At 73.6% G+C, this 17,590-nt stretch carries 16 protein-coding genes; 6 read left to right on the top strand and 10 right to left on the bottom strand.

The window, feature by feature from the left end; all coding sequences use genetic code 11:
• The first annotated feature begins 7 nt into the window (after positions 1-7).
• Together D1781_RS03660 and D1781_RS03655 are read left to right on the top strand one after the other, a co-directional pair.
• Positions 8-2,446 (top strand): glycoside hydrolase family 2 TIM barrel-domain containing protein, encoded by a 2,439-nt coding sequence (locus tag D1781_RS03660; protein ID WP_158589982.1) that lies wholly within the window; start codon positions 8-10, stop codon positions 2,444-2,446.
• Positions 2,443-4,707 (top strand): glycosyl hydrolase family 95 catalytic domain-containing protein, encoded by a 2,265-nt coding sequence (locus tag D1781_RS03655; RefSeq protein ID WP_233551127.1) that lies wholly within the window; start codon positions 2,443-2,445, stop codon positions 4,705-4,707. The genes D1781_RS03660 and D1781_RS03655 overlap by 4 nt, the downstream gene beginning before the upstream one ends.
• A gap of 1 nt (position 4,708) precedes the next feature.
• On the opposite strand, the gene D1781_RS03650 is transcribed toward D1781_RS03655, so the two are convergent.
• The 4 genes from D1781_RS03650 to D1781_RS03635 form a co-directional block, all read right to left on the bottom strand.
• On the bottom strand, positions 4,709-5,443 hold the full coding sequence (locus D1781_RS03650) for a FadR/GntR family transcriptional regulator (RefSeq protein WP_119480890.1): 735 nt from the start codon (positions 5,441-5,443) through the stop codon (positions 4,709-4,711).
• Between the two features lie 358 nt (positions 5,444-5,801).
• Positions 5,802-6,863 (bottom strand): hypothetical protein, encoded by a 1,062-nt coding sequence (locus D1781_RS03645; RefSeq protein WP_119480889.1) that lies wholly within the window; start codon positions 6,861-6,863, stop codon positions 5,802-5,804.
• Positions 6,864-7,057: 194 nt separating this feature from the next.
• Positions 7,058-8,299, bottom strand: coding sequence for an MFS transporter (locus D1781_RS03640; protein ID WP_199706367.1), 1,242 nt, complete (start codon positions 8,297-8,299; stop codon positions 7,058-7,060).
• Between the two features lie 126 nt (positions 8,300-8,425).
• The gene (locus tag D1781_RS03635) at positions 8,426-9,106 is read right to left on the bottom strand and encodes an SDR family NAD(P)-dependent oxidoreductase (protein WP_119480888.1); all 681 of its coding nucleotides are present in this window, start codon (positions 9,104-9,106) and stop codon (positions 8,426-8,428) included.
• Positions 9,107-9,192: 86 nt separating this feature from the next.
• On the opposite strand from D1781_RS03635, the gene D1781_RS03630 reads away from it, so the two are divergent.
• Positions 9,193-10,023, top strand: coding sequence for a helix-turn-helix transcriptional regulator (locus tag D1781_RS03630; RefSeq protein ID WP_119480887.1), 831 nt, complete (start codon positions 9,193-9,195; stop codon positions 10,021-10,023).
• A 27-nt stretch (positions 10,024-10,050) separates the two neighbouring features.
• Here the strand turns inward: D1781_RS03630 and D1781_RS03625 are convergent, their stop codons facing one another.
• Positions 10,051-10,278 (bottom strand): hypothetical protein, encoded by a 228-nt coding sequence (locus D1781_RS03625; protein WP_119480886.1) that lies wholly within the window; start codon positions 10,276-10,278, stop codon positions 10,051-10,053.
• Between the two features lie 49 nt (positions 10,279-10,327).
• Here D1781_RS03625 and D1781_RS03620 point away from each other — a divergent pair, with 49 nt between their 5' ends.
• On the top strand, positions 10,328-11,200 hold the full coding sequence (locus tag D1781_RS03620) for an LLM class flavin-dependent oxidoreductase (protein ID WP_119480885.1): 873 nt from the start codon (positions 10,328-10,330) through the stop codon (positions 11,198-11,200).
• A 6-nt stretch (positions 11,201-11,206) separates the two neighbouring features.
• On the opposite strand, the gene D1781_RS03615 is transcribed toward D1781_RS03620, so the two are convergent.
• Entirely contained in the window at positions 11,207-12,019 is an 813-nt protein-coding gene (locus D1781_RS03615) for an alpha/beta fold hydrolase (RefSeq protein ID WP_119480884.1), read from the bottom strand.
• A gap of 45 nt (positions 12,020-12,064) precedes the next feature.
• Between D1781_RS03615 and D1781_RS03610 the strand changes: the two genes are divergently transcribed.
• Complete coding sequence (locus D1781_RS03610; protein WP_119480883.1) at positions 12,065-12,751, top strand: TetR family transcriptional regulator; 687 nt, start codon at positions 12,065-12,067, stop codon at positions 12,749-12,751.
• Between the two features lie 275 nt (positions 12,752-13,026).
• Positions 13,027-14,049 carry a GAF domain-containing protein gene (locus D1781_RS03605; RefSeq protein WP_147392026.1) on the top strand — a complete coding sequence of 341 codons (1,023 nt, stop codon included), beginning with the start codon at positions 13,027-13,029 and terminating at the stop codon, positions 14,047-14,049.
• A gap of 25 nt (positions 14,050-14,074) precedes the next feature.
• On the opposite strand, the gene D1781_RS03600 is transcribed toward D1781_RS03605, so the two are convergent.
• From D1781_RS03600 to D1781_RS03585, 4 genes are all read right to left on the bottom strand, one after another.
• Positions 14,075-15,022: a nucleoside hydrolase gene (locus D1781_RS03600; protein ID WP_233550955.1), complete on the bottom strand. Its 948-nt coding sequence runs from the start codon at positions 15,020-15,022 to the stop codon at positions 14,075-14,077.
• Positions 15,019-15,516 carry an HNH endonuclease gene (locus D1781_RS03595; protein ID WP_119480880.1) on the bottom strand — a complete coding sequence of 166 codons (498 nt, stop codon included), beginning with the start codon at positions 15,514-15,516 and terminating at the stop codon, positions 15,019-15,021. Before D1781_RS03595 ends, D1781_RS03600 begins: the two co-directional genes overlap by 4 nt.
• Before the next feature lie 365 nt (positions 15,517-15,881).
• Positions 15,882-16,511 (bottom strand): C40 family peptidase, encoded by a 630-nt coding sequence (locus tag D1781_RS03590; protein ID WP_158589980.1) that lies wholly within the window; start codon positions 16,509-16,511, stop codon positions 15,882-15,884.
• Positions 16,512-16,857: 346 nt separating this feature from the next.
• Positions 16,858-17,550 carry a metal-dependent transcriptional regulator gene (locus D1781_RS03585; RefSeq protein WP_119480878.1) on the bottom strand — a complete coding sequence of 231 codons (693 nt, stop codon included), beginning with the start codon at positions 17,548-17,550 and terminating at the stop codon, positions 16,858-16,860.
• Positions 17,551-17,590: the final 40 nt, after the last annotated feature.

Genomic DNA, 17,590 nt, shown 5'->3' with positions numbered 1-17,590 from the left:
AGGCACTGTGGCCACGCGCATCATCGAGGGACAGAACCGCGACTGGCGGTTCCGATTCGGCAGCCAACCCGCCGACCGACGGGCCGACCAGGCGGACGATGGATGGCTCGACGTCGGGCTGCCCCACTCGTTCGCGGTGCCAGCCGACCTCGACACGACGTTCTATGTCGGCGCCGGCAGCTACCAGCACGACCTGGAGATCCCGGAGTCCTGGAAGGGCAAGCGGATCGCGCTGCGCTTCGGCGGCGTGTTCCAGCACCTGGCGGCCTTTCTCGATGGCCGGCCGGTCGGATCCCACGCGGGCGGTTACTCCGAGTTCGAGCTCGACCTGACGCGTTGGGCGATGCCCGGACGGCACCTGCTTCATCTCGAGGTCGACAACGAGTGGGACGCCGAACTGCCCCCTCGCGCAGGCGAGCACGTGTTCAACGGTGGCGTCTACCGCGACGTGTCGCTCGTCGTCACGGACCTCGTGCACATCGCGCCCTACGGCGTGGCCGTCTCCACCCCGTCCGTGTCGGCCGATCGCGCGACTGTCGTCGTCACCGTCGCGATGGAGAACGACTCCGCGATCGAGCAGTCGGTCGAGGTCCGCTGCACCATCGAGCATCGCGGCTCCACGCAACGCGCATCGACTCGCATCGACCTCCCCGCGGTGGGCCGTGGGACCGCATCCGTCTCGTTCGAGATCGAGCAGCCGGAGCTGTGGCACCCCGACGACCCGGTACTCCACGCCGTGACCGCAGAACTCCTGCGAGACGACCTGGTGCTCGATGAGGACAACGATGAGTTCGGTCTGCGGTGGTTCGAGTTCACGGCCGACCGCGGCTTCTTCCTCAACGGCGAGCACCTCTGGCTCGAGGGGGCGAACGTCCACCAGGATCACGCCGGGTGGGGGGACGGCGTCACCCACGCGGCGATCGCGCGCGACGTCGCCCTCATCAAGGCGGCCGGGATGAACTTCATCCGCGGCTCGCACTACCCCCACCACGAACAGTTCGCCCGCGAGTGCGACCGTCAGGGCGTGCTCTTCTGGTCGGAAGCGCCGTTCTGGGGAACTGGAGGCGAGACCGTCGAAGGGTTCTGGACGGCGAGCGCATACCCGATCCATCAGGAGCAGGAGGAGCGGTTCGAGCGCAACGTCCTTGCCAGCCTCGAGACGATGATCAGGACCAACTTCAACCGCCCCAGCATCATCGCCTGGTCCATGGGCAACGAGGTCTACTTCAGCGAGCCAGAGGTCCTCGAGAAGGCCAGGACGCTCACCTCGAGGATGGTCGCACGATCCCGCGAGCTGGACCCCGGACGACCTGCAGCCGTCGGCGGCGCGCAGCGCGGCAACCTCGATGTCCTCGGCGATGTCGCCGGCTACAACGGCGACGGGGCCGCGCTGTATCCGGACCCCGGGTTCCCGAACATGGTGACGGAGTACGGCAGCGTCGTGGAGGACCGCCCAGGTGAGTCACTGGCGCGATACACGGACGGCACCGAGGTGCCTCACTCTTGGCGGTCCGGCGTCGCCCTGTGGTGCGCCTTCCACCACGGGAGCATCTTCGCGGGCATGAGCCACATGGGCTTCATCGATCACCGTCGGCTCCCCCTCCGCTCCTACTTCTGGTACCGCGAACGTCTCACCGGAGAACCCGCCCCCGCGCCCAGCACCACGGCCCCGGCGGCTGCGCTCTCGATCCAAAGCGACAGGCCGACCATCCGCACCGACGGCACCGACGACGCGCGGCTGATCGTCAGCGTGCTGGATGGGAGCAGCAGTCGGACACGGGCGCCGCTGGAGGTCCAGCTCCGCGTTCTCGAGGGGGACGGCCGATTCCCGACGGGACGGGAGCATCGGATGGTCGCTGACGACGACTCGCTGCTCGACGGCCTCGGAGCGGTCGACCTGCGCGCGTACTTCGCCGGACCGATCCGCGTCGTCGCGACCGCCCCCGGCCTGCCGGACGCCGAGCTGCTGATCGAAGCCATCGGCGGACCGCAGTGGGACGACCGTCCTCTGCGGTTCCCCTCCGGCCCCCCGACGCGCAGCGGCGTCCCGCGAACGGCGGACTCCGCGAACCTCGCCGCCCGTCGTCCTGTCTTCGCGAGCGGCACCGCTCCGAGCAGGAGCGCTGCGTGGGTGACGGACCCGAACACCGCAGCAGGATGGACTGCACCCGACCAGACGCCGGGCCACTGGTTGATCGTCGACCTCGAAGGCCCTCGACGGTTGAACACGATCTCGGTCGGCGCCCTCGGCAGCGCACCGGTCACGATCTCGACGTCGCCCGCCCTCCGCCACGAGGGCTACGAGGCGGTCGGCACCGACCGGGTCGACGAGCTCTCGCAGCTGCGGATGGTCTTCCCCGAGCGCGAAGCTCGGTACATCCGCATCGAGTTCCCCGAATCACCCCTCGAGGTGCTGACGGTGGCTGCATTCGAGGACCGGTCGTGAGCGCAGAGCGCCCCGGCCGCAGCTCCTTCGTGAGCACGAGCACTGCGGACAGATGGGACGAGGGGGTGATCGTCGGGAGCGGTCGCGTCGGCGCGCTCGTCTGGGGCTCGCCGCGAGAGCACGTCGTCTCGATCAGTCACGAACGGTTCTTCCTGCCCGTGCACCCGCGCCCGCTGCCTCCACCGCTCGCGGACGTGCGCGGAGCCGCTCGCGCGGCGCTGATCGACGGGGACGCCGCTCGAGCAGCACGGATCGTCGATGACGCCGTCGCCGCGGCGGGCTACGACCGCTTGATCTGGACCGATCCGCTCGCGCCCTGCTCGGAGCTCCGGGTCCGCTTCGGCGACCACTCGTTCAGCGGCTATCGACGCGCCGTCGACCTGGAGAACGGTGCCGTCGCGCTGCACTGGTCCGACAGCCGAGCCGAGATGCGAGTCCGGGCGCCGCGAGGGACCCAGTCAGTGCTGGTCGAGGTGCGTTCGCAGGTCGAGACCGCGCTCGAGCTCCGGCTCGGCATGGCGACGGACAATCACGCCGACCTTCCCGGCGCGGTCGATTACGCCGACCACGTGCGAGCCGAAGTGGATCAGGACCCGGCCGGGCCGCGGTTCAGCGTCTTCAGCACCGCGCCTGGCGCTTCCGACATCGGCTCGACGACGACCTTGCGACTTCCTCCGGGATCGCAGATCGAGCTGCAGCGGGATTCGGTCGTCGCGCGATTCGATCTGCGGCCGGACGAGTGGGCCGCGCTCGAACTCGACGTCGCCGTCTCTGGCGTGGAGCAGGATCCGTCCCTCGACATCGGCGACCACGCCGCGCTGCTGCGGGCGTCGTGGCTCGACCTCCACTCCGGCGTGAGCGAGGACGTCCCGACTGAGCATGTTCTGCACGGCGCCGGCCAGGACACCGCGCTGCTGCGTGGACTGATCGAGCTCGCCTACGCGGCCGGGCGGTACACCGTGATCGGATCCACCGGAGAGCTCCCCGCCACGTTGCAGGGCGTGTGGCAGGGAACGTGGGCTCCGGCGTGGTCGGCCGACTACACGCTCAACGGGAATGTGCAGAACGGCGGTGTCGCGTCACTGATCCCGACGGGGACCCCGCAGCAGATCCGCGCGCTCATCCGACTCCTCGTCCCGCACCTCGACGACTACCGCGTCAACGCGAAGCAGCTCTTCGGCTTCCGAGGAGCGCTCCTGCCGAGTCGCATGAGCAGCCACGGCCTCGCCAACCACTTCAACGGCGACTTCCCCCACGAGTTCTGGATCTCGTGCGGCGGCTGGATCCTGCGCATGCTGGCCGACGCCGTCCTCGCCACCGGCGACCGCGACCTCGTCGACGACGAGACCTGGGAGCTCGTGCTGGAGATCCTGCACTTCTACGAGGACCTGGTGGCCGAGGGCGTCTTCGCGCCGGCGTACAGCCCCGAGAACACGCCCGCGGGCTCCGCGACGCCGCTGAGCGTCGACCCCGCCATGGACGTCGCGGTCGTGCGCGACGCCGCCCGCGCCGCACGGATCCTCGCCGAGGCGCGTGGCGAGACGCCGCCGCATCTCGAGATCGAGCCGCGGTTCCGCGTCGAGCAGGGGCGCCTTGCCGAGTGGTCCGGCGCGGGACAGCCGGACCGGCTTGCGCATCGCCACGTCTCGCAGCTCTACCCCCTCTGGTACGACACCGATCCCGCCTTCGAAGCGGGTGAACTGCGGTCCGCGGCCGGTCGACTCGTGAAGGACAAGATCGCGTGGCGGGCGATGGACCCCACGGCGCCTCCCGGGAACATGGAGATGGCGTTCGGGCTCACGCAGCTCGGGCTCGCGGCGACTGCGCTCGGCGATGCGGACTCGGCCGAGCAGTGCGTGCGATGGCTCGCCGAACTACACACTCGCCCCTCGATGACCACGACGCACGATGCGGGCGTCATTTTCAACGTCGATGCCGCCGGCGGTCTCCCCGCAGTCGTGGCATCCATGCTCGTGCGGTCTTCGCGGGATCGGATCGACCTCCTGCCCGCGCTTCCGGCGACCTGGCCGGGCGGCGCCGTCGGCGGGCTCACCACCCGAACGGGACTCGTCGTCGAACGACTCGAGTGGAGCACGACGGGGCTGCAGGTGCTGCTCGGCGGCGAGGAGCAGTCGGACTGGGTGAGAAGTCAGCCCGTCCGGCTACGCCTCCCGCGCCCAGTCGCGGTGGACGGTCAGGCGGTCCGGGAGATCCGTCTTCCGTCAGGACGCGAGCATCGATTGGATCTCACTTGGGCCTGAATTACCGGGACGTGGTCAGACCGTCGAGGCGGACACGATCCTCGACCAGTGTCAGGTGGTAGTTCATCATCATGCGAGCGCGATCGGGGTCGCGGTCGCGCAGCGCCTGAAGGATCGCGAGATGGTCGCGGTGCGCCATCCGCGTCTGGTCTTGATGCCGGAGCCCTAACCACAGTCGGGCTCGCCAGGTCCGGTCCGCGAGAACATCGATGAGCGCCGCGAGCGAAGCGTTACCAGCCCCCAGGGCGATCACGTGATGGAACTCGACGTCCGCATCGAGGATCGCCTCCTGGTCCGCGTCCGTGGGTTCATCCACGACCCCGGCGATCCGATCAAGAATCGCTGCGGCGGTCTGAATCTGGTCATTCGTCATACGGAACGCAGCGCGTGATGCCGCCTCCGCCTCCAGCACCCGCCGGACGAGATGAAGGTCGTCCTGATGCTCCGCGCTCTGCAGGTCGAGGGCGAATCCAACCGGCGCGAAAAGCACCGACGAGTCCAGGGACGTCACAAAGGTGCCATCTCCCTGGCGGGTCTCGAGCACCCCCAGTACGCAAAGAGCGCGAACACCCTCTCGAAGCGAACTCCTCGAGACACCGAACTCCGTCGCCAGCTCGGCTTCGGCAGGTATCCGTGACCCCGGCCCGATCCGCCCGCCCCGGATCATGGCTCGGATGCCATCGACGACGACTTGGGACTGCGCGTTTCCGCCGCCGACTGCTGCTCGTCCGGCCATAGTGAACGGCAGTCTACGAGCCCCCCGATGCCGGGGAGGAGCCTGCGGACCGTCGCGTCCCGACGCCCTCGTCACCGGGTGAGGGCCGCCACGGGTCCCCCTGCTCATCTACTCGACCGGCCTCGCGGTCGCCATCGTCGATCGCGCGGGCCGCCCTTCGCGGTCGGCTCATCCCGTGACTGCATTTTGACTGCAACCCGGGCGGATCGAGCGCCGCACTACCGACGTCCCGTGACCCGAGATCCGCATGAACACGCGGATCTGGGCATGTCCATCCGCGCTCACGCGGGCGGAGTTCGGGTTCGAGTCCCTCCAGGGGCACCGATCGGCGTCGTGCGCTCGACGCCCGGTGCGCGGCTCACCGCCCGACGAGCACCTGCGGCTCGCCGTCGACGGTCTCGAGCGCGAGCAGGCGGTGCTCGCGCCGCTCCGCGACGACGATCCGGCCGAAGGCGAGCACCGGGGCGTGGAACGGGTCGTAGACGCGGTCGGAGAGCGTCGTCGCGCCAACCGCCGAGCGCTGGGAGAGCCGCCCTGCCGGGCAGGCCCGTCCGTCGATCCGGAAGCCCTGCGTGATGCCGAGGAAACCCTCGGCGGTCGCGACCTGCGTGGTGGCGCAGGACTGCGGGACCCCGGGGGGCGGCGCGAGCACGGCGCGGGTGCCGCCGGGCAGCCGGAGGACGAGCGCGCGACGTCGCCGGTCCGCGCCGACGGCGTCGCAGGCGAGCAGCCGGGCCGACGCCGTCGAGCAGGTGATCTCCCCCTGGGGCGGGTCGCCCGGGTTGAGCGTGCGCCAGGCGCCGCCCTCCCACGCGCGGAAGCGGATCCGTCCGTCCGGCGGGTGGTCGCCGCCGTCGCCCGCGGTCGAGTAGGCGACGACGCCGCTCTCGCCCGTGATCACCGTGTACGGCGCGCCCTCCGGGAACGGGATGCCGAGGTCGATGCGCTGCCCGGAGGTGCTGACGCGCTCGAGCCGGTCGACAGGGGCGAGGTTCGTGTCCACGCCGCCGCCGCGACGGACGGTCGTCGCCGTGACCCAGCTCGCGTCCGGCCCGAAGCCGACGACGCTCGCGTGCGGCGCGAGGAAGGCCGTGCCGGTGCGCCCCGACGCGGGCAGCCGCCACCGCATCGCCAGCGGTCGGTCGCCCGGGTTGCCGAGTGCATCCGACGTCGCGAATCGGGGCGCGCGGGCGAGCCGGAGCAGCAGCGGCTCGTCGCCCAGCAGCGAGACGGCCGCTTCCCGCGGGACGGCGAGGACGCGACCGCCGCGGTCGAGCAGGGCGCGCTCGCGGCGCGGGTACGGGAGGGCGTCCGCCGCGACGGGCACGCGGTCGTCGCGGGTCGTCCACGCGTAACGCAGCCAGGAGTCCGAGCCGGCGATCGCGCCGTACCGGGCGAGCGGGGACGGCGCCCGCGGCACGGCGTCGCCCTGGGCGGTCCGGTCACGACGGCCGCGTCCTGCGACGGACCCCGGAGCAGGAGTCCCGCGGCGGTCAGCGCTCCGACGAGCACCAGGACCAGCAGGGCGGCGACGGCGACCGCTCGCCGACCGCTGGTCCGCATGGCGCCTCCCCGTGCCCGGTCACCCTACGCGCGGGCGCGGGCCGGCCGCGATCAGCCGCGGACCGGGAGGCGGGGCTCGCGCCCCTCGCCCGGCAGCGCCGCCGCGGCCGCCTTCCCGCTCCGCTGCACGACCACGAGCGCGCCGAACACGACGAGGGCGAGCGCGGCGCTGGTGGCGCCGACCGCGATCGGCGCGAGCTCCTCCAGCGGCCCCGTGAGCGCCGCCGCGGCGACGGCGGTGCCGACCGCGGTGCCGAGGTTGAAGGCGGAGGGGGTCAGCGCGCTCGCGAGGGTGGGCGCGGACCCGCCGAACCGGATCGCGAGGTAGCCGAGGATCGGGTTCGCGGACAGGCCGGCGAGCCCGAGCACGCCGAACACGACGAGGGTCGGCACGGGCATCGTCGACACGGCGCCGAGGGCGATGACCGCGGCGAGCGTGACCGCCATGGCGCCGAGCACGGTCGCGGTCGGCGCGGCGTCGCCGAGCCGACCGCCGAGCAGGGTGCCGGCGAGCGCGCCGAGCCCGAACAGCACCAGCGCCAGCGGCACGGCTGTCGCGGGCAGCCCGGTTCGGTCGGTGAGCAGCGGCGAGACGAAGCTGAAGACGGACAGCGTGCCGCCCGCGACCGCCGCGCACGCGAGGAGGACGAGCCACAGCCGGCCGGACCGCAGCGCGACGAGCTCGTCGCGGACGCGGGTCGGCCGGTGCGCGGCGCGGTCGTGCGGCACCAGCCGCGCGATGACGACCGCCGCGAGCGCCGCCAGCACGGCGAGGGCCCAGAACGGGCCGCGCCATCCGGCGACCTGCCCGGCCAGGGAACCGAGCGGCACGCCGACGACGTTCGCCAGCATGCCGCCGGCGCCGATCACCCCGAGCGCGCGGCCGCTCGCCGCGGGCCCGGCGGCGTCCGCGGCGACCAGCCCCGAGATGGCCCAGAACGCGCCCGTCGCGACCGCGGTGAGGAAGCGGGCGGCGAGCAGCAGCACGAACGACCCGCTGAGCGCGGCGACCACGTGCCCCGCGGCGAAGACGAGCAGCGCGAGCACGAGCACCGACCGCCGCGGGAGCCGGAGGGTCGTGAGCACCATCACCGGCGTGCCGACGATCATCCCGATCGCGAACCAGGTGATCGCGAGCCCGGCCTGCGCGACGCCGATGTCGAAGTCCGCCGCGACCTCCGGCAGCAGCCCGGCGACGACGAACTCGCTCGTCGCCATGAGGAAGGTGCCGACGGCGAGCACGACCGCGACGAACGGCAGGCGGGCCCGGACGGGCGCTGCGGCGGCGGTCACGAGGCTCCTTCCGGACGCGACGACGCCCCGGCGGGTGCCGGGGCGTCGACGTCGACGGGGACGGGGCTCCTGGCCGCGTCCGCAGGCGTCCAGGGTCGCACCCCGCGCTGGACGCGGGGCCCGCGGTCAGAACGGGATGCGCCCCGTGCGGTCGTGGAACTCGCCCGTCGGACCGTCGGGGCCGAGCAGGGCCAGCGCGACGGTCGCGTCGGTCCCCTCCGTCACCGTCTGGTGGCCGCTGTTCCCGTTCAGGTCGGTCGCGGTGTACCCGGGGTCGGAGGCGTTGATCCGCATCCCGGGCAGGTTCTTGGCGTACTGCACGGTCAGCGTGATCACCGCCGCCTTCGACGCGGGGTACGGGATCGCGGGCACGGGGTGCTCGTCGCGGCCCGGGGTCGCGAGCCACCGCGGCCAGCCGACGCCGGACGCGACGTTCACGACCACCGGGTTCGACGACCGGCGCAGCAGCGGGAGGGCCGCCTGGGTCACCCGGACGACGCCGAGCACGTTCGTGTCGAGGACGGCGGCCATCGCGGCGGCGTCGAGGTCGTCGACGCCGAAGGAGGTGCCGATGATCCCGGCGTTGTTGACGAGCACGTCGAGCTCGGGCAGGCCGGCGAGCGCGGCGTCGACGGACGCCTGATCGGTGACGTCGAGCTGCACGACGCGGGCGCCGAGCGCCCGCGCCGCGTCGCCGCTGCCCGGGTCGCGCATGCCGGCGTGGACGGTGTGGCCGGCGGCGATGAGGCGCCGCGCGGTCTCGAGTCCGAGGCCCTTGTTCGCCCCGGTGATGAGTGTCGTGGTCATGCCCCGAGCCTGCGGCCGCCGCCGCCCGGCACCGTAGGCACTGCCGGTACCACCCCGACGCGACCGCCGGGGTGGACGATGGGCGCATGGACGAGTTCGGGACGGTACTGCGCGCCTGGCGGGACCGCATGCGACCGGAGGAGGCTGGGCTGCCCGCCGGGCCGGGTCGGCGCGCGCCGGGCCTCCGGCGCGAGGAGCTCGCGGCACTCGCCGGCGTGAGCGTCGAGTACGTCGTCCGCCTCGAGCAGGGGCGGGCGCAGCACCCCTCCCCGCAGCTGCTCGGCGCGCTCGCCCGGGCGCTCCGGCTCACCGAGGCGGAGCGCGACCACCTGTTCCGGGTCGGCGGCGCGGCGGTGCCCGGCCCGCGGGACGTGCCGCGCCACGTGCCGCCCGGCGTGCAGCGGGTCGTGGACCGGCTCGGCGACGTGCCGATGGCGGTGCTGTCGGCGTCGTGGGACCTGCTGCGGTGGAATCCGCTGTGGGCGGCGATCGGCGGCGACCCCGCCGAGGTGCCGGCCGCCGAGCGCAACGTCGCGTGGAAGCACTTCACGGAGGGCCACGACCGGATGCGCTTCGACGAGCAGCACGAGGAGGACTTCGCCCGCGACCTCGCCGCGGACCTCCGCGACGCCGTGGGCCGCTACCCGGACGACCGCCGGCTCGCCGCGCTCGTCGCGCGCCTCCGAGCGGCGTCGCCGGACTTCGCCCGCCGCTGGGGCGAGGCGCACGTCGCGCAGCACCGGTCGAGCAGGAAGACGGCGACGCGCACCCCGGTCGGCCCGATCGAGCTCGACTGCGACGTGCTGACCGCCCCGGGCGGCGACCTGCGCATCGTGGTCTACACCGCGGCGCCGGGGTCGGAGGACGCGTCGAAGCTCGACCTCCTCCGCGTCGCGACGGGGAGCGCGCTGGTCTGACGGCGCTGGTCCGACGGCGCGGGTCGGTCAGCCGCCGAACCACGACCGGCCGACGGGGCGGTCCTGCCGGTCGGGCTGCCGCGCCGCGCGGCGGACGGTGCGCGCACCGGCCACGAGGGCGACCGCGACGAGCGTCCAGGCGACGGTGCGGGCGAGGAAGTCGTCCGTCTGCAGGGCGTAGACGAGCGCCCCGAGGCCCAGGACGGCCTGGAGGACGAAGCCGTAGAACAGCCCCTCCCACGGTGCGCCGCGCATGCCGGGGACGATACGCCCGGGATGTCCGGGCGCCGCGCAGAATGAGCGCATGACGTCACTGGGGACGGTGTTCCAGCCCACGTTCGCGCCCGAGGCGCTGCTCGACGCGGCCCGGCGGGCGGAGGCGGCCGGCCTCGACGAGCTGTGGGTCTGGGAGGACTGCTTCAAGGAGAGCGGGATCGCGACCATGACCGCGGCGCTCGCGGCGACCGAGCGCCTCCGGGTCGGGGTCGGCATCCTGCCCGTGCCGCTGCGGAACGTCGCCCTCACGGCGATGGAGATCGCGACGATCGCGCGGCTGTTCCCCGGCCGCGGGCGCTTCGGCGTCGGGCACGGCGTGCTCGACTGGATGGGCCAGGCGGGCGCCCGCGTCCCGTCGCCGCTCACGCTGCTGCAGGAGTACGTGCCCGCGCTCCGGCGGCTGCTCGCCGGCGAGGAGGTCACGGCCCTGGGCCGCTACGTCCGGCTCGACGGCGTCCGCCTCGCCTGGCCGCCGCAGGACGCCGTCCCGGTGCTCGTCGCCGGGGAGGGCCCGAAGACGCTCGCCGCGACCGGCGCGGTCGGCGACGGGACCGTCCTCGTGCCGGGCATGACGCCGGAGCGCGTGCGAGCGGCGGCGGACGCCGCGCTGGCGGCGCGCCGGGCGGCGGGTCGCGAGGGCGCGCACGAGGTCGTGGTCTCCGTCTTCACGGACTTCGGTCCGGGCGGCGCGGCGCGGATGGAGCCCGAGTTCGACGCGTGGGGCATGCAGGGCGACCGCCGCTTCGCGGCGACGGGCGGCGACGACGAGATCGAGGCGGTCGTGCGGAGCCTCGCGACCGCCGGAGCGACGACGGTCCTGCTCCAGTCCCGCTCGCACGAGCCGGACCTGCCGGCCTTCATCGACGGGGCCGGCAGGATCCGGGCTCGACTCGCGGGCTGATCCGCCTCAGGCGGCGAGGAAGTCCGCGAACGGTGCGACGAACGCCGGTCGCGCCACGTTGATCGCCTCGTGCGCCGCGCCCGCGATCCGCAGCGACCGCGCGCGGGGCATCGCGGCCGCGAGCGCGTCGCAGACGCGGCCGAAGGAGGCGGCGCTGCGGGCGCCGGCGACCAGCAGGGAGTCCGCCGTCACGCCCGCGTACGCGCTCGCGGGGCCGTCGTGGGCGATGATCTGCCCGACCTCGGTCACCGCGGTGGGCAGCCCCTCGCCCATCCGCCGGCCCACCGGCGTCCGCAGCAGGACGCGGCAGATCGCGATCCGGACGGGCATCGGCAGGCGCGCGAGCGCGGCGTCCGGGTCGGCGCCCTCGCCGGCGAGCGCCATCGCCCGCGGCACGTCGCCCGCAGCGACGGCGGCACGGAAGGGCTCGAACCACGCCGTCGGCGTCGACCCGTCGATGGACACGGCCGGGTCGTAGAGGGCGAGCCGCTCCACCGGGAGCCGCAGCGCGGCGCGGAGCGCGACGAAGGCGCCGCCACTGTGCGCGAGCAGGCGACGCGCCCCGGTGGCCTCGAGGATGCGCGCGAGGTCGTCGACGTCCACCTCGACGTCGTGCCCGGGGCGCAGGGGCGGCGCGCCGACCCGCCCGCGCCGGTCGTAGCGGTGCACGGTGCAGCGCTCGCCGAGGACCCGGGCCAGCCGTCCGTACTCGCGCGAGTCGATCCCGCCGCCGTGCAGGACCACGACGCCCGGCCCGGTCCCCTCGGTCCGGACCAGGAAGGCGCCGCCCGCGCCGTCGTCGACGAACCGCTCCTCCATGCGCTCCTCCAACCGTGAACAGGGTTCGCAGTTTATGCTGCAGCGATGGATGACGCCAGCCCGGGGGCGGAGCGCCGAGGGACCCGCGGCCCCCGGCCGTCGCGGTCGAGGACGGAGATCGTCGACGCGGCCGTGGCGCTCGCGGACGCCGGCGGGACGCCGGCGCTGACCCTGCGGGCGACGGCGCGCACGGTCGGTCTCGCTCCCGCGGCGCTGTACCGCTACGTCGCCACGCACGAGGAGCTCGTCGAGTCCGCCGCGGACCGAGCGCTCGAGGCCCTTTCAGTCCCGTCGCCGACCGGCGACCGGTCGGCCGACCTGGTCGCGCTCGCGCGGGCGCAGGTCGCCGTGCTGCGACGACATCCGTGGCTCATCGACCTGCTTCCGACGCTGCGCCCGGGCCCCGTCGCGATCGAAGTCCTCGACGCCGGCCTCGGGATGCTCGACGGGACGCCGGGCGGCGGCGCGCAGCACCTCGAGACCCTGGCGCTGCTCACGGGCGTCGCGAGCCTGTTCGCACGATCCGCGATCGAGCCGTCGCCCCGCACGATCGCCGCCCTGCAGGCCGCGGCGGCCACGCACCCTCGCCTCGCCGCCGCGTTCGCGCAGCCAGGGCGGGCGTCGGCCGAGGAGGACCTGCTCGAGCGCACGGTGCGCGCGCTCGTGGGCGACCTGCCGGCCGCGGAGCGCGGACCCGACGACGGAGCCCGTTCCACCACCCTGCACGATTGACAGTACGCAACTGCACGCATCGTCGTATCCAGGCGCAGCCGTCCCGGCCTACTCTCAGCAATACCCCCGGAGTGGCGGGTGCCGGGCACAGTGGTGGGTCAATAGCGTTTTCACTGGCACCTGCACTGGGGATGACGATCCTCCACAGCACCGCACACCGCCGCCTCGCGCCCCGGCACGGATGACGGCCCCGAACTCCCGCTCACGAAAGCGACGACGTGACCGTCCTGCCGATCTCCTCCGTCCGCACCACCCTCTCCGACAGGAGCCGCTCGATGAAGTCCTCCGCCTCGGGTCCCCGCCCGTACCGCGTGGTGCTCGTCGGCGACGGGTCCGTCCTCAACGAGGCGCTCTCGACCGAGGTCGCCCGCAGCCTCGCGGAGCGGACCGGCCACGGCGTCGACGTCGAGGTGCTGCCCGCGGCGCCGCTCGCGGACGCCGCCGCCGGCGCCCTGCTGCCCGGCCGCGACCTCGAGCGCATCGACGCCGTCGCCGTGCTCATCGACCCCGACCGCTGGCGCCGTTCGGTCGCCGCGACGGCGGAGGGCGTCGGGCTCCTGCTCGAGCAGCTCCGAGGCCGTCTCGTCGCCGGCTCGTCGGTCGTCGTCGTCGTGCCGCCCGCCATGGCGGCCGGCCTGGACCCGCGCCGCGTCGACGAGATCGCGGAGGCGCTCGAGACCGCGGTCGACTCCCTCACGCCGGTCGTCCGCCTCGAGGACGCCCCGGAGGACGCCGCTTCGGCATGGGGCGCAGCGGTCGCCGCGGCGACCGCGTCCGGGCTGATCGACCCGATGGTCGGCTTCCTGCCCGACGACCACTACGACGAGGACCTCCGGCTCGACGCCGTCGATCTGCTCCCGCCGCGCGACGGCCTCTGGGTCGCGCGGTTCCAGCAGTTCGTCGACGAGGCGCGCGAGCGCTACGGCACGTCCTCCGCCGCCCTCAGCATCATCGACGCGGACCACGCCCGGTACGGCGTAACCGCCGGGTTCCCGAACAAGGTGATCAAGCGCGGCCAGACGCTCTGCAACCGCACGATCCGCACCTACGGCGGCGTGATCGTCGGCGACGCGTCCCAGGACCTCCGGTTCGAGGGCTACCCGGACGTCCGCAGCGGCGACATCCGCTTCTGGGCGGGCTACCGCATCGAGTCGGAGGACGGCGCCCCGCTCGGCTCGCTCTGCGTCTTCGACGCCGAGCCCCGCGACGTCGACGACGCCGACCTCGTCGTGCTCCGCGACCTCGCGATCGCGCTGCAGCGCTCCCTCTGGGAGCTGCAGCGGGCCTCGGCGGCCTGAGCCGGCCGCCGGGCCCGCCCCGGCATCACGGCAGGCGGAGCAGCTCCTCCGCCAGCACGTCGCCGAACCCCTCCGGCAGGTCGAGCACGACCCGGTGCCGGGTGCCGGGCTGCGGCGGGTAGCCGATGAAGCGGCTGCGCAGGTCGACGAGCGTCTGCCCGCGGCCCGGCCCGTCGGTCGCGTCGACCTCGATCGGCACGACCGGTGCGAGCGTCGGCGTGACGAGCCCGAGGGCGATCGCGGCGGCGAGCGGGTCGTGCAGGGCGCAGGACGGGCGGCCGAAGATCGGCGCGTAGTAGTCGAAGTACACGCCGAGCATCGCCGCGAGCGCGCGGGCGGAGGCCCCGCCCGACGCGAGGTCGGAGCGGTGGTTGTCCTCGAACCGCGCCTCCATCGTCACGTCGAGCCCGACCATGGTCACCGGCCATGCGGCGTCGAAGACGGCCTGCGCGGCGACCGGGTCGTTGATGATGTTCGCCTCGGCGACGGCCGTCACGTTGCCGGGCACCCGTGCGGCGCCGCCCATGACCACCACGTCGGCGACGAGCGACGGCAGGGCCGGCTCGAGCCGGAGCGCGAGCGCCAGGTTCGTCAGCGGGCCGACCGCGAGCACGCGGAGCGCGCCCGGGTGCGCGTGCGCGAGCCGCACCAGCATCTCGGCGGCGGACTCCGCGACGGGCTCGCCGACGTGCGGCAGCTCGACCCCGCCGATGCCGTTCGCGCCGTGCACGAAGTCCGCGCCGCCGGCGAACAGCCCGTCGATCGGGTCGTGCGCACCGACCGCGACCGGCACGTCGGGCCGGCCCATCAGCGCGAGGAGGTCGAGCGTGTTCCGGGCGCCGCCCGCGGCGGACAGGTTCCCGCTCACGCTGCCGATCCCCTTGAGGTCGGCCCCCTGCGCGACCAGCAGACCGAGCGTGAGCGCGTCGTCGATGCCGGTGTCGCAGTCGAGGTACCAGGGCGCCCCGCTCACGCGGCGGTCGCCAGGTACTCGTGCCACTCGGGCTGCGGGCGCTCCACGCCCCGCACCAGCCAGGTCGTGCCGTGCGGCATCTTCGGCGTCGTCCTCAAGGTCCATCCCATCTCCGCGGGCGTCCGGTCGCCCTTCGTGTTGTTGCAGGCGAGGCAGCAGGCGGCCAGGTTCTCCCAGCTGTCCGCGCCTCCCCGGGACCGGGGCAGCACGTGGTCGATGGTGGTCGCCGACTTGCCGCAGTAGCAGCAGCGGAACTCGTCCCGACGCAGCACGCCCCGGCGCGTGACCGGCACGCGCTTCAGGCCCGGCATCCGAACGTAGCGGGTCAGGATGATGACGCTCGGCCGCTCCCAGGAGCCGGAGGTCGCGAAGACCGGGTGCGACTCATCGGCCGAGACGACGGTCGCCTTCCCGTTCAGCACGAGCACGAGCGCCCGTTTGAAGGACACCACCGCGAGCGGCTCGTATCCGGCGTTGAGGACCAGGGTGCGCATGGGCGTTCCTCTCGAAGCGGCCTGCACGGCTTGCAGGGGTTCGAACGGGGCCGGGTCCGCCGCGGGCGCGGCGGGCTCCGGTGCGCGGGCCGGGCGGGAGCCGCCCGGGGACGAAAAAGGGCGCCGTCCGACGGACGACACCCTGTTCCTCGCGCACCGCTGACGGTGAGACGCGCCGATGGTGGTCGACGCTGCGGGAGCGGACCGGCGGCAGGCCGGCGGACGTGGACCGTCCGTACCTGCGCTCGTCCATCTTCGGATCCCTCCGCCTGGGCTTCGAGCGCCAGGCTAAGGGACGACGGCAGGGAGGCGTGCGCCGAACGGCAAGTGGAACCGGACCGTAACGGTCCGTTCACACGCGGCGCTCAGATGCCGAAGCGGACGAAGTGGACGTCGCTCGTCCACAGCTTCTGCACGCGGACCCGGGCGCCGGGGTACGGCGCGTGCAGGATCATGCCGTTGCCGGCGTAGAAGCCGTCGTGCGAGTCGTCGTTGAACACGACGACGTCGCCGATCTGCGCGTCCGCCGGGGCGATGTGCGTGCCGATCTGATCCTGCGCGTGCACGGAGTGCGGCAGGCTCACGCCGTACTGGGCGTAGACGAACATGATGAAGCCGGAGCAGTCGAAGCCGCTCGGGTCCGCGCCGCCGAAGACGTAGGGCACGCCGCGGTACTGCAGCGCGGTGCTGAAGACCGCGTCGAGGCTGAAGGCCGGGTGCGCCGGGTTCTTCAGGAAGTCGGCGGCGCTCGGGCCGGTGTAGGACGCGAACTGGGTCGCGTAGGCGCGGCGCAGCAGCGTCGCGGACGACGTCGCCTTGAAGGTGTCGCGGTCGAGCTCGGCCGCGACGACGTCCTTGCCCGCGACGAACTCCTGGTCGCCGCTCTGCTTCGCGAGCTGGCGGCCGGAGACGAGATCGGTCTCGCTCGTGCGGTTCGGGTTCGTCGCGTACGAGGGCAGGGCGAGCGTCGCCACGAGGCCGGCGGCGAAGGTCATGACGAGCGCCGAGAGCACGATCCTCGACCGGGAGCGGCGCATCGGCCGTGCCGCTGCGGCGGGCGCTGCCGTCGTCGGGGCCGGAGCGCGGCGAGCGCCCCTGCCGTCCGGTCGGCCGTCCGTGCGCGGCGAGCGGCTCGCCGCGCGTCGCATCGATCTCGGCTCGTCCAGCCCCGGCGTCCCGCCCACGCGCACCCCCTGCACCGCTCGGCCCGGGAGCGAGTGCCCCCGGAATCAGAGGAACGGTAACGAAGCGCTCACGATCGACCGGCGCGACGCGCGGGAAGACCTTCGACTTCAGATCGAAGGATCTCCTCCTCGAGACGGAGGCGTCGGCGCGGCGCGGTCAGCGCTGGACGAAGACGTGCACCGCGACCTCGGCGGGGAGGTCGAGCGCGTCCTCGAAGCCGTCGACCTCGAGGCGGACGCCGCGCGCCGTCGGCGACGCGGTCGCGGTGGCACCGGGCAGCACGCCCGTCGCCTTCAGCTCGCCGAGGAGCTCGGGGTCGAACTGCGCCGGCTCGCCGAGGCGGCGGATCGTGACCCGCACCGGGCCGCCGTGCGTCTGCACGTGGGGCACGAGGGAGACGACGCCCTCGAGGAAGCGGAGCGACGGGGAGGCGGCGAGGTCGTCGAGCGACGGGATCGGGTTGCCGTACGGCGACTCCGTCGGGTTGCCGAGCATCTCGACGAGCCGCTCCTCGACCTGCTCGCTCATGACGTGCTCCCAGCGGCACGCCTCCTCGTGCACGAACTCCCAGTCGAGCCCGATCACGTCGCTGAGGAGGCGCTCCGCGAGGCGGTGCTTGCGCAGCACGTGCACGGCCTTCGTCCGGCCGGCCTCGGTCAGCTCGAGGTGCCGGTCGCCGGAGACGACGACGAGCCCGTCGCGCTCCATGCGCGCGATCGTCTGCGAGACGGTCGGACCGGAGTGCCCGAGGCGCTCGGAGATCCGCGCCCGGAGCGGGACGATCGCCTCCTCCTCGAGGTCGAGGATGGTGCGCAGGTACATCTCCGTGGTGTCGACGAGATCCGTCACCGCAGCGCTCCTCTCCGGACGGTCCCTCAGTCTACGGGGG

It is taken from the genome of Amnibacterium setariae, from assembly GCF_003581425.1.
In the GTDB taxonomy this organism is placed as follows: Bacteria; Actinomycetota; Actinomycetes; order Actinomycetales; family Microbacteriaceae; genus Amnibacterium; species Amnibacterium setariae.
Note: the sequence above shows the minus strand (reverse complement) of the source record. Positions and strands in the feature narration are given on the sequence as shown.

Bases quoted from the DNA above. Each gene is read 5' to 3' on its own strand.
- D1781_RS03650 (WP_119480890.1), bottom strand. From the start codon at position 5,443: ATGGCCGGACGAGCAGCAGTCGGCGGCGGAAACGCGCAGTCCCAAGTC.
- D1781_RS03635 (WP_119480888.1), bottom strand. From the start codon at position 9,106: ATGACCACGACACTCATCACCGGGGCGAACAAGGGCCTCGGACTCGAG.
- D1781_RS03630 (WP_119480887.1), top strand. From the start codon at position 9,193: ATGGACGAGTTCGGGACGGTACTGCGCGCCTGGCGGGACCGCATGCGA.
- D1781_RS03625 (WP_119480886.1), bottom strand. From the start codon at position 10,278: ATGCGCGGCGCACCGTGGGAGGGGCTGTTCTACGGCTTCGTCCTCCAG.
- D1781_RS03620 (WP_119480885.1), top strand. From the start codon at position 10,328: ATGACGTCACTGGGGACGGTGTTCCAGCCCACGTTCGCGCCCGAGGCG.
- D1781_RS03615 (WP_119480884.1), bottom strand. From the start codon at position 12,019: ATGGAGGAGCGGTTCGTCGACGACGGCGCGGGCGGCGCCTTCCTGGTC.
- D1781_RS03610 (WP_119480883.1), top strand. From the start codon at position 12,065: ATGGATGACGCCAGCCCGGGGGCGGAGCGCCGAGGGACCCGCGGCCCC.
- D1781_RS03605 (WP_147392026.1), top strand. From the start codon at position 13,027: ATGAAGTCCTCCGCCTCGGGTCCCCGCCCGTACCGCGTGGTGCTCGTC.
- D1781_RS03595 (WP_119480880.1), bottom strand. From the start codon at position 15,516: ATGCGCACCCTGGTCCTCAACGCCGGATACGAGCCGCTCGCGGTGGTG.
- D1781_RS03590 (WP_158589980.1), bottom strand. From the start codon at position 16,511: ATGACCTTCGCCGCCGGCCTCGTGGCGACGCTCGCCCTGCCCTCGTAC.